8 protein-coding genes are annotated in these 11,840 nt (G+C 65.3%); 4 read left to right on the forward strand and 4 right to left on the reverse strand.

The features are described 5' to 3' along the window. Positions 1-22: 22 nt before the first annotated feature. Complete coding sequence (locus V7116_RS01070) at positions 23-1,471, reverse strand: LysM peptidoglycan-binding domain-containing protein (RefSeq protein WP_324389513.1); 1,449 nt, start codon at positions 1,469-1,471, stop codon at positions 23-25. Between the two features lie 217 nt (positions 1,472-1,688). Between V7116_RS01070 and V7116_RS01075 the strand changes: the two genes are divergently transcribed. Continuing rightward, positions 1,689-2,825: a nuclease-related domain-containing protein gene (locus tag V7116_RS01075; RefSeq protein WP_324389515.1), complete on the forward strand. Its 1,137-nt coding sequence runs from the start codon at positions 1,689-1,691 to the stop codon at positions 2,823-2,825. A gap of 9 nt (positions 2,826-2,834) precedes the next feature. Beyond that, complete coding sequence (locus V7116_RS01080) at positions 2,835-4,700, forward strand: glycosyltransferase family 39 protein (protein WP_324389517.1); 1,866 nt, start codon at positions 2,835-2,837, stop codon at positions 4,698-4,700. Positions 4,701-4,890: 190 nt separating this feature from the next. Here V7116_RS01080 and V7116_RS01085 read toward each other — a convergent pair whose 3' ends face one another. Next, a complete protein-coding gene (locus V7116_RS01085) occupies positions 4,891-5,970 on the reverse strand; it encodes an SPFH domain-containing protein (RefSeq protein ID WP_324389519.1) in 1,080 nt (359 codons plus the stop codon). Positions 5,971-6,021: 51 nt separating this feature from the next. After that, positions 6,022-6,543, reverse strand: coding sequence for a hypothetical protein (locus V7116_RS01090; protein ID WP_324389520.1), 522 nt, complete (start codon positions 6,541-6,543; stop codon positions 6,022-6,024). Positions 6,544-6,716: 173 nt separating this feature from the next. Between V7116_RS01090 and V7116_RS01095 the strand changes: the two genes are divergently transcribed. Both V7116_RS01095 and V7116_RS01100 read left to right on the forward strand, forming a co-directional pair. Beyond that, positions 6,717-7,262: an NUDIX hydrolase gene (locus tag V7116_RS01095; protein WP_324389522.1), complete on the forward strand. Its 546-nt coding sequence runs from the start codon at positions 6,717-6,719 to the stop codon at positions 7,260-7,262. A 104-nt stretch (positions 7,263-7,366) separates the two neighbouring features. After that, a complete protein-coding gene (locus V7116_RS01100; RefSeq protein ID WP_324389524.1) occupies positions 7,367-10,045 on the forward strand; it encodes a DUF5060 domain-containing protein in 2,679 nt (892 codons plus the stop codon). Between the two features lie 223 nt (positions 10,046-10,268). Here the strand turns inward: V7116_RS01100 and V7116_RS01105 are convergent. Continuing rightward, a partial coding sequence (locus V7116_RS01105; protein ID WP_324389526.1) for a LysM peptidoglycan-binding domain-containing protein occupies positions 10,269-11,840 on the reverse strand: 1,572 nt, incomplete at its 5' end.

The raw sequence follows: 11,840 nt of genomic DNA on the forward strand, positions 1-11,840 counted from the left end.
TTCTGATCGTCGTGTTGCTGTTCTAGCGGCTGTCCCACCTGAACGTGCGTGGGTCAGCAGGATGGTTCTCGTTGCTGATCTGGTTTTGCGCGTCGATCGTGCCCACGGAAACGGACCATTCAAACTCGTGGGTCTGCCGGTCCTTGGGCTGCCACCCACCCGGCAGAATATACGCAGTCTCTTTCACGGTCGCCACATATTCGGTCCCGGTTTCCAGATCGCGCACCCGCACGACATAGCGCTCGTCCGGCCCCAGCGATCCGGTCCCGCCCCACCGCAGCGTAACGATCTGGTCTGCGTTGAACAGCGCTTCGTCCGCGGGCGACACCAGATATGGCGCGTTGAACGTGGCGGTCGCGGTGGGTGTAGGGGTCAGCGTTCCGACCGGCGTCGGGGTCCACGTCGTCGTGGGCAGCGGCACAGGCACGCGGATCTGCTGCCCGATGCCGATGATCACGCTGCATAGTTCCCCGCCCGAAGGCGAGCTGTAATCGCACTGCAAAAACGCCACCTCGGGATTGATCTTGGACAGCGTTTCGAGCGTCGTGTTGTATTCCTGCGCGATCGTCAGAATATCCTCGCCCTGCTGCACGGTGTGCCACGCCAGCCCGGGCCGCAGCGTCGGCTCCATCGCTTCATAGGTGGCAAGATTACTCGGCGTTCCGAGGTCTTCCGAGACGACCGTATCTGCCGCGCCCACTTCAGCCGAGGTTTCGCCGCCTTCCGCCGCGCCGCCGGACCCGCTCGCGTCCTCGGTGGGACCGCCCGGCGTCGCCGTGGGCCACGGGATCTCGAGTTCCTGCCCCACCTGAAGTTCCTCGGGGCTGTTCATGTCGTTCATTTCAAGGATAAGGTCCACGATCGACAGGTCGCGGTGGCCGCAGCGTGACGCCATCGCGTAGATCGTGTCGCCGCTTTGCGCCGTCTGCATGCACGGGCCGGGCGTTGGGGAATCGGTCGGTGTGGGCGGCGCGGGCGTCACGGTCGGGAAATTCATCGCCATGCCCGGCGTCGCCGTCGAAAATTGTGCCACGGTCGGGGTCGCCGCCGCGGTCGCTGCGGCAGCGGCATCAGCGCTGCTGCGCGGGGTGGCGGTCGGCGGGGCGGTTGGCAGTGCAGTCGTTTCACTTGCCAGCGGCTCAACCCCGATAGGTGTCTGGTCGCCGCCAAAAGGATCGAGCAGCAGCACCACGCCGCCGCCCACCGCGATGAGCACGACCACGATCCCCAGCAGCACCAGCCGCCAGATTCGTCCCGCCAGCTCGACCGCATACAGGTCATCGTCGCCCAGCGCGGGATCGTACTCCGCCGCAGGCGAGCGCCGCGGCGCCTCAGATCCGGGCGTAGACGCAGGCAGCCGGGTCGCAGGCTGGCCCGAAAGAGTCGCGCCGCATATCCCACAGCGGCGGGCTGAAAGCGGCTGCATGGAACCGCAGATGGTGCACAGTTGGGTCGGTTTGCGTTCGCTCATACGGGTTGCTGTTCTGCCGGGCGTTTCACCGCCGCAAGCGGCCATCGCCGGGCAATTTGCGCTGCGAATTATACCAGCCTCGGCTCAGTTCACCACCCCCGGCCCCGCCCGCCAGCCGATCGCGGGCAAACCCTAACCGCTTTGCCCAATTTATGTTACCATTCCCCGGAATCACGAGAGGAACGCACTTACATCGATAGAAAGGCTCTAGTGCACTATGCGCGTTGTCACCAATGAGGCGCTTCTCAAGCGGAATCGCACTATCTCGCACGTCCTGTTTTTTGCCAGCCTGGGCGGTATGGCGCTTGGCTTCTTTTACACGTGGTCGAATCCGGCCTCATCCAGCGCCAGCAGCCTGAGCTGCCTGCTGCTGCCTACCCTGCTGCTCATGACCGTCACCTCCGTCCGCATGGCAAACCAGTGGATTCGTGAGCCGCGCCCGGCGCAAGCGCTTCAAGAAGCACTCAAGGGCCTGGGATCGCGCTACACGCTGTTCAACTACCTGCTGCCTGCGCATCACGTCCTGATTGGGCCGGAAGGCGTCTTCATGATCCACACGGTCTGGCAGGAAAAAGAGTATCACGTCAGCGGCAAGAAGTGGTCCGGCGACGGCGGCATGCTCAACCGCGTGATGGGCTACATGCGCCAGGACCTGATCGGCAATCCGTTCCGCGAAGCCGAATTTGAAGCCCAGCAGATCCAGCGCGTGATCGACAAGCTCGCGCCCGATTCGGGCGTTACGGTCCAGCCGGTCGTCGTGTTCATCAGCGTCAAGGCCCGCTTTGAAGCCGAAGACCCCGATATACCAGTCGTGTACGGCGATCCCAAAAAGAAACCCTCGCTGCGCCAGTTCATCAAGGAACAGCGCAGCGCCAACCGCGCCACCCTCAGCGAGGAAGCGATGGACCGCATCGATCAGGCGTACGGGCTGGTCACGCGCCAGGAACTCACGGGCATGGATCTGGAAGAAGTCGAAGACGAAGACGTCGCGGAGACCGCCGCGCCCATTGACGATACGCCGGTCGAAGCGGATGCCGATTTCGACGCGCGTTTTGTGCCCGCCGAACCCGATACTGAGATGGGCGGGATGATCGTCCTGGTGCAGTCCGGCCAGTTGGTGAACATCGACGCGGTTCCGCTGGACGGCCTCGACGCCCACCTGGACGCGCTCGAAGACGAGATCACCCAGTCCGCCTCCGTGCTGCGTACCATTCAGGCCGACGACCCTGAAGCGCTCGAAACGTACCTGTACAAGAAGTTCGTCCGCCAGCGCCAGAAGGGTGACTGGTACGGCTTGCGCAAGAAAGACCTTGCGTGGTTGATGTCGATCGGCGACCAGTTGCAAAAGGCGTAAACGCCCGGCATGCGTAGATCGCGTTCGTGGTGGCTGGCGGTGATGGTGCTGGTGTGCGGGCTGGCGTTCGCCCTGCGCCTGTACCATCTGGACGCCAGCCCGCTGCGCGGCGACGAAGCCTTCGCCGTGCGCTATTGGGCCGCCGATCCGCTCGGCGCTGATCCGCTCGGCGTGGACGATCCCCTCAGCCACCGCGAGCCGCACCCCTTCGGCACCTATGCCGCGTTCTGGACGTGGAAGCACCTCGCGGGCAGCAGCGAATTCGCCATGCGTATGCTGCCCCTGCTCGGCAACATGATCGGTGTCGCGGCGGTCGCGGCCCTCGCGCGGCGGCTGTTTGGCAGCGCCCCGGTCGCGGTGATCGCCGCGCTGCTGTGGGCGGTGCACCCCTTCCTGATCTGGCACGCCCAGGACGCCCGCAACTATGCGCTGTGGGCCGGGCTAAGTCCGCTGGCGATGCTCCTGTTTCTGCGCGCCGCCGCCACGAACGATCCGCGCCGCTGGACGTTTTACGTTCTGGCCGAAGCGCTCGCGCTCTACACTTTTTTCCTCGAAGCGTTCCTGCTCCCGGTTCAGGCGCTCTATCTGCTGCTTATCCACGCCCCGCGCGCCCTCTGGCGTCGCGCCGTGATCGCCTGGATCGCGCTCGGCGTCCTGCTGGTTCCGTGGCTCGTGCAGTTGTACTGGCTGTCCGGCAGCGGCTACTCCGGCACGCTCGACCGCGCCGATCCTGCCGCCCTGCTGACGCGCTTTCTGCCCACGCTGCTAACCGGCGGCGAACCTGCCAAACCCTGGAACCTGATCGTTCCGCTCGGCTGGATCGCGCTCGTCGCGCTGCTGCTGTTCCCCGCCGCGCGCCGCGATCGCCGTCCGCTCTGGCTGGCGCTGTGGGTTCTGCTTCCGGCGGCCTTTTTGCTGGTCGTCGCCACGCGCATGAGCGTCTTCAACCCGCGCTACTTGATCATGGTGACGTCTGCGCTGCTGCTGCTGACCGCGCGCGCGCTGATCCCGTCCACCGGCGCGGCTCCCCTGCCCCGTCCGGCGATGTGGGCGGCCCGCGTCGCGCTGGCCGGGCTGCTGCTCGTGCCCGGCGCGAATACGCTGGCCCGGTACTATGGCGGTGATTCGCCCAAAGCCCCCGATTGGCCCACGCTGGCCGCGTTTTTCATGGAGCGTGCCGGCCCGACCGACCTGATCGTGTTCCCCGCGCCCGATCCGACCTTCCGCTACTACTACACGGACGGTCCCGCCGCCGAGATCAGCCTGGAGCCGGGCCGCGATCCGCTCGACACGCTGCAAAATGAATTCTGGCGCGGCGCGATCTGGCTGGTGGGCGATCCGCCGGACGCGGTGCGCGTGCTGGACGAGCAGTACCCGCGCCTCGCGCATTACACCGTCGGCGGCTTCCCGGTCACCTATTACGCCACCCGCGACGTCACGACGGACGACATCGCGCAGGCGGTCGGCGCGACGTTCGGGGACTTCGCGCACCTCGTCGGCTACACGCTCTACGGCCCCAGCACCGCCTCGCCCGCCATGACGCTGGCGCTCTACTGGCTGCCGCTGGCGCAAACGCCGACCGAGTACAAGGTCTTCGTGCATCTCACCGCGTCACGCCTCGCGCCGGACGGCACACCTATCTGGGCCCAGGACGACCGCGCACCCGGCACGTCCACCTGGGACCTCGACGCCCTGCTGCGCGATCCGTACACGCTGCTGGCGGACGCTTCGGAAGGCCTGCCCCCCGGCGACTATACGCTCGAAATCGGCTTCTACGATCCGGCCACGGGCGAGCGCGTGCCGATCATCGGGCCGCACGGCGAGTCCCTGGGCGACAGCCTGCCGCTCAAAATGATCCGGTTCCCGATCCGCTGAAGAATCAAAAACGGGGGGACGATCCGCAGACCGTCCCCCGTCATTCGACACATTGAGCTTCTACAGGCTGTTGCGCTTATTGCCCCACGCTCCGGTTTGCAACCCGCCCGGTTTCCCCTTCCCTCCGCTTGCGTGGGGGAAGGGGTCAGGGGATGGGGGGCAAAAGTACGTAACACGCCCTGGCGCAGACTTACCCGCCGAGTTCCTTCAGCCGCGCTTCCCACTTCTGCGACAGTTTATCGTACATCGACTCGGACAGCTCGCCTGACGCCAGCTTCATGTCGAGCTGGTCCAGATAGGCGCGGATCTCCGCCGCCGTCTGTGGCACAGCGGGCGCTGCCGCCTGCTGCGGCGCTTGCTGCCCGCCCTGCTGATTGTTCTGCATCATCTGCATCATCATCTGGTTCATCATCATTTGCTGCTGCTGTTGCAGCGCCGCCTGCTCCGGGTTCATCGCCGCGCCGAGACTCTGCCCGACGCCCAGGCCAACGCCCGCGCCTGCCAGACTGCCGCCTGCGCCGGGATTACCCGCCGCCGCGTTCGCCACGTCCAGCCGCTTGATGCGCTCCCACGTGTCGATGTCCACGTAGTTGCGCAGCTCGTCCGTAGGCACGTCCTTCGCCGTGAACGGCTTGGCCTCGAACGCCTTGATGCGCATACCGATCTGCGCGAACTGCTCGTTCAACCGCGCCAGCGCCGCGCCTTCCAGGTCGCCCAGCAGGCGGTTGGCGTCCATGATGCTCTGCGCGCCCGACGTCGACAGCAGTCCGGCCAGCTCGCCCAACAGCATCGACTGGATGCGGTCGCGGATATCGCCCAGGCGCAGGATCGGCTTGCCGACCGCGTACTGCTTCATGAAGCGCATCGGGTCATCGACGCCGATGTCAATCACGCCGTGCGTGATCAGCAGCACCACGCCCACGCCCTTGCCCGGCGTTTCGAGCACGATGGGCGGATTGGTCCCCCACGGAACCTGCGGCAGATCCTTCAGGTTCACGAAATACAGGTCGGCGGTGAAGGGCGTGCGCCCGCTGGTCGCCAACCCGATCAGGCCGGACAGGATCGGCAGGTTGCCCGTGCTCAGCGTATGCGACCCCGGCCCCAGTGCGTCGAGCACCTGGCCCTGCCGCACGAAGATCGCCACCTGGCTTTCCTGCACGATGACTTGCGAGCCCATACGAAAGTCACCGCTGCCGCCCTGCGGTTCGCGGTAGACCAGCTCGTCGTCCATCACGTTGGTATGGTCAACAACATCAATAATGCGTGGCATTGCCTTTGTCTCCTTGTGCTGTCACCCGTCCGCCGGGCGGCGCGTCTCTAGTTATTCAAGTCCGCTGAGCGTCTTCTCACGCAGGCTGAACGCCTCGTTGGCTTCGACCGTCACACGATCCAGTTCCGCGATGGCTTCTTTGATGCCCTCGCCGCTGCTCGCCGCCTGCTCCAGCGCGTTGAGCTTTTCCTTGAACTGGTCCCCATAGCGCAGCAGCGCTTCGTCGAAGGCGTACACCACGGCCAAATCTTCCGCCGTCACCTTGATCGCGTCGTAAAACCCGCTGTAGCCGGGCGCGGCAGTCGCCACGCGATCGATGAACGTCTGCATTTTGGTCTTCGCGCTGCGCGTTTCACTCATGTACTGCAACCCGCCCGCATCGATCAACGACTTTTCGATGGCAGGCAGCCGGCTGAGCTGCTGTGTCAGTTCCAGGGCGACCTGCTCCCGGATGATCCGGTCCGCCTGACGCCGAGCGCTCATGTCCATATAACCGCCAAAGCCGGGAAGCCGCGCAGCCAGGCGTTCAAACGATCCACGCTGGCCCACGATCCGGCTGTACAGGTCGTTCATTCTTCTCTTCTCCCTTAGCATAAATCAGTTGGTTCAAGCATACATCAAGCCCTATGCCCCGACAAACCTAAATATGAGGGGCCCGGCGTGCGAAACAGGTATAGGTCCGCCTCGCACCCTGCCCGGCGCGCGCTATAATGTCGCCAGCGCGGCCCCTCACCAGGAGTGACATTATGGGAGCCAAGGATCAAGGTGCAGACGCCACCGCCGGGCGCTGGCTGGCCCTGCCCCGCACGCTCTGTTTTGTTACGCACGGCAGCGATCTGCTGCTGATGAAGCGCGCCCTGCACAAGCGCGTTTATCCGGGCCGTTACAACGGCGTCGGCGGGCACATCGAGCGCGACGAAGATCCGCTGACCGGGGCCGTACGCGAGATCCAGGAGGAAACTGGCCTTGACGTGACGGACGTCCGGCTGCGCGGCGTGATCCACGTGGACGCGGGCGAACCGACCGGTATCCTGGTGTTTGTGTTCACTGCCGAAGCGGCCTCGCGCGAACTGATCGAGTGCGACGAAGGCACGCTCGAATGGGTTCCGCTGGACGCCGTGGACGATCTGCCGCTGGTCGAGGATCTGCCGCTGCTGCTGCCCGCCATCTTCGACCATCCCGATGCCCCGCCGTTTTTCGCGCACACCAGCTACGACGCGAACGACAATATGATCATGGTCTTTGCGGGACCGCAGCCCGATTGGGCGGATGCGGACGATCCGGCGGATTAACCCTGCTGACGCGGGATCGTGAGTTGTGTTATCATAATGCTGTACGAGGCCCCAATCGGGCCTGTTTCTTGAATTCTTTTTTGCAACCCGGACACCACCGACACATGAGAGTTTCGAGCGAACGCACCCGTTGGTCTTTGTTTCTGGCTGTGGCGCTCCTGCTGGTCGGGGCCGTGATAATCGTCCCGATGGCGACGGCGCATCTGCAATCGTCCACTCCCACCCCCTCCCCCGAGGCGGACGACATTCCCGAAACGATCCCGCGCTACACCCTGCTCGAATTCGCCGTCGCCGTGCCCGGCACGTTTGACAATCCCTACGATCCCCACCAGATCGACGTTCAGGCCGTGTTTCGCTCCCCGAAAGGCGAGACCATCGCTGTTCCGGCTTTTTACCTGCGTCCCTACGATCTCAACTGCACGGGTGATGACTGCGACTCGACCTCGCTCGCGCCGTCGGGCGCGCCGGGCTGGCGCGTGCGCTTCACGCCCACGCAGATCGGGCGCTGGACGTTCGAAGTGACGGCAAACACCGCCTCCGGCGCGGAATCCCTGCGCGAAGGGGAGTTCCGCGTCGTTGAGTCGGATAGTTCCGGTTTTGTACACACGGGCAGCAACCCGCGTTATTTCGCCTTTGACGACGGCACCGGCTACTTCCCCGTGGGTGAAAATCTCGCCTGGGCGCTCGACAACGAGGGCAGTCTGGACGCCTATGCGCGCTGGCTGGACGAACTGAACGCCGCCGGAGCAAACTACGCGCGCCTCAATCTTGACGTGCCCTGGTTCATCAGCCTCGATTCGCCCGGCCCGCCCGGCGACTACGACGCGGCCCAGGCTGCTGCGTGGCGCATGGACACCATCCTTGAAATGGCGGCGGAGCGCGACATTTATCTCCAGGTCGTGCTGATCTGGCATCAGGGCTTCACCACCGAGCCGCTGCCCTCCGGCACGGCGCGTCCTGACGCAGCCGTCAGTTGGGCCACCAACCCGTACAACACCGCCAACGGCGGCGCGCTCGACGGGCCAGCGTCCATTTTCTTCGACGCCACCGCCCGCGACCTGCTGCGCCAGCGCCTGCGCTACATCGTGGCGCGGTGGGGCTACAGCCCGAACGTCTTCGCCTGGGAAATCACCGACGCGCTGGACGACGTCAGTGGCTACACCAGCAGCCGCGCCCAACCGTGGCTGCAGGAAATGTCCGCCTACGTGCGCCAGCTCGATCCGTACCGCCACCTGATCACGGTCGGCCTGCGCCAGCCGGATCTCACCCTGTGGCGGCTGCCCGGCATCGACTTCGCCAGCGTGCAGTTCTATCAGAATCGCCCCGACGCCAAGACGGGCGATGTCGTGAACGAGAGTCTGGCCGTGCTGCGCGACGTGATGGGCGGCCTCAACAAGCCGGTCATGCTCACCGAGTTCTCGCTGAACCCCTCCTACGCGCCCATCGACGACGACCCCAACGGCGTGCACCTCAAAAATATGTTGTGGGCCACGGCCCTATCCGGCGCGGCAGGCGGCGGCGCGACGTGGTGGTGGGACAGCTACGTCGATGCGGAGAATCTCTACCAGGACTTCCTTCCGCTGGCGCAGTTCACGCAGGACATCCCCTGGGGCTCGCCCGATCTTCAACCGGTCGAGGTCGGCCTGTCCGCCGATATTCCGGTCGCCTATACCCCGCTGCGCATCGACAACTTCGACCGCGCGCCGGAGTCCGAATCGCCGCTGAACACGATTTACCGCCTCACGGCAGACGGGCCCGTCCCGTCCACCAGCCGGATGTCGGCCTTCCTGTACGGCAGCGCGGATCCCGTCAAGAGCCGTCCACAAACGTTCACCATCACGCCGCCGGTCAATACCGAGCTGCGCATTCACGTCAGCAGCGTCTCGCCGGAGTCGCCCGCCATGCTGACCATCGCCGTGGACGGGTTCGAAGTGGCGCGGGTCGATTTCAGCCCGGCCAGCGCGGATATTCTGGTCACCGTGCCGATCGGCGCGGGCGAGCACACCGTCGTGCTGGATAACCTGGGCGCGGACTGGCTGGAACTCGGCTACATCGAAATCGCGGACTACCGCGCGCCCGTTCGTGCGCTGTCCCTCGCGGATCGCACGCTGGGCATCGCGGTCGCGTGGGCGCAGCATCGCAGCTATACGTGGCAGGACGTCGTGGAAGACCAACCGCTGGAGCCGCTCAACTTCCAGTTGGCTGTCCCCGGCATGCCGCCCGGCCTCTACCGCGTGACGTACTGGGACACCACCACGGGCGCGGTCATCGGTGAGGAATCTGTCACTCTGCCCGTTGATACCGACGGCACGCTGGCGCTGAGCCTGCCGCCGATCACGTCACAGTTGGCCGTTCGCGCGATCCGCATCGCTGGGCCGGAAGAAGTCCCGACCGAGGATGTGGCGCAGGTCATCACGCGCACGCCCGCGATCAGCCTGACGCCGTCGCCCACCGACACTGCGACGCCGACCACGACCCTGACGCCGAGCATCACGCCGACACCGACGGATACCGACACGCCAACCAATACGCCCGTGCCGTCCGATACACCAACCGAAACGCCCACGCCGAGCGACACACCGACGCCGACCGACACCTTTACGCCGGAACCGTCGATCACGCCGGAGCCAAGCGATACACCGAGCATCACGCCCAGCCCGGTCGATACGGATACGCCCACGGCCACATCCACCGCGACGCTAACCCGCACGCCGACCCTGACGCGTACGCCCACCGTTCCGCCGACGACGATCCCCAGCACGCGCGTCGTGCCCGTGCCGTAGCGCCACGGTTGTCGCGCGAGGGAACAGGGTTCCTGCCCTCGCAAACACCTGATGTTTCGTACGCCTTGTAGGGGCGGGTTTCAAACCCGCCCTGCTTTTTTGCTTTTCTCTTTGATTTACAACCAAACCGCGTCATCCTTCCCTTGTGCAGAGAATCAAAAACCGCCCGGCTGAGCTATCAACCGGGCGGTCGTTTCGTTGAACAGTGAAGGGATCGGCGGGCTTACTTCGCCATGTCCCGCACGCCCAGGAAGGCCGGGCGCGGGTTCCCCGCCGGATCGAGCAGGCTCCACAGGCAGTCCACGCCGATCACGCCCTGCACCTGGCAGTAGTTCAGGTTCCACAGGAACATCGGACCGATATATCCCAGCTCGCGCCCCAACTGGAACGCGCGGATGCTGTACGTGGTCTGCTCGTCCAGGCTGGTGAAGCCCACGAACTCGAAGCCCTGCGGCGGCTCGACGTTCAGGCCGTCGTTGGTGCCCCACCCGAACTTAGTCACCCACAGGTACGTGCCGCTGTCGCCGTTCTGGACCATGATCTCGCGGTAATCTTGCAAAGTGTCGCTGAAGAAGAAGCTCGGATCCTCGTCCCACCCGTCGATCTCAGGGCGATTCTGCTGGCAGCACGCGCTGTCGGGCGGATTGGCCCAGCCCATCGGGTGCGCGCCGATCGCGTCCGACCAATCCGCGACTCCCGCCTGATACAACTGCCGCAGGTACACGCGGTCGCTGATGGCGTTCACGCCGTCATTATATCCCGTCGGCGCGAGGCCGCCGGTCACCACGATCGCCTTCGGATCGGCGGTACGAATGGCGGTGTAGGCCAGCCGCAGCATCTCGACGTAGCTCGACGCACTGATGCCCAGCGGCGTATTCCACTCGCGGCGCAGGTTCGGCTCGCTCCAGATTTCGTAGGCCCCCACGCGGCCCGCGTAACGTTCGGCCAGCGCGCCCACAAACGCGGCGAGGTCGTCGTAATTCGCGGGCGGCCCCTGCTCCTCGGTCGTATCGCGTGCCCAGTCCGGCGCGTCGGTGACCGTGAGCAGAATATTCAGATTGGCCTCGTCCAGCGCATCGACGATCGCATCCAACGCGTCCCAATCGATCGTATCCGCGTCGGGCGCGTAGCGCTCCCACGAAATTTCCTGTTTGACCCAGGTCGTTTCCAGCTCGACCGCGCGATCCACGACCACCGGCACGTCCTGGTCTTGCAGGTCCGCCACCACGCCATAGGCGAAGCCCACCGCGCGCGCCGGGCTGGGCGGCAGGGTCGGCTCTTCGGGCGCGAGCGTCAGCGTCGGTTCCATTTCCGGCAGCACCGTCGCCGTCGGCACCGTGGTAGCGGTCGGCATCGGCGTCAGGGTCGGCGCAAGTGTCGCCGTTGGCAGCGGGGTCGCGGTCACGGCTTCTTCCGTCACGATCGATACTACAGGCTCTTCGGTCGCTTCTTTGACGACAGCAGTCGCCGCTTCTACCTGCGCCGTCGCCTCGACTTCAGCCGTCGCTTCCATCTCGGTTTCGGATGGCGCGGTCGTCGGCGCCGCCGTCGCCACGACTACTGGCCCGTTACTCAGCGCGCTCGGCGGAATGCGCAGCACCTGTCCCACGTAGATAAAGTTCTCGTTGTAGATGCCGTTATACGCCGCCAGCACGCTCGGCACGAGGTTGAAGCGCAGCCCGATCCGGTACAGGTTGTCGCCGGGCTGGACCACGTAAATGCCTTCGCTCCCGGCGGGGACCTCGGTCGGCGCGGGCGTGACGGGCGTCGCGTCGCTGGCCGCCTCGGTTGCAGC

It is taken from the genome of Aggregatilinea sp., assembly GCF_036822615.1.
Taxonomy (GTDB): domain Bacteria; phylum Chloroflexota; class Anaerolineae; order Aggregatilineales; family Aggregatilineaceae; genus Aggregatilinea.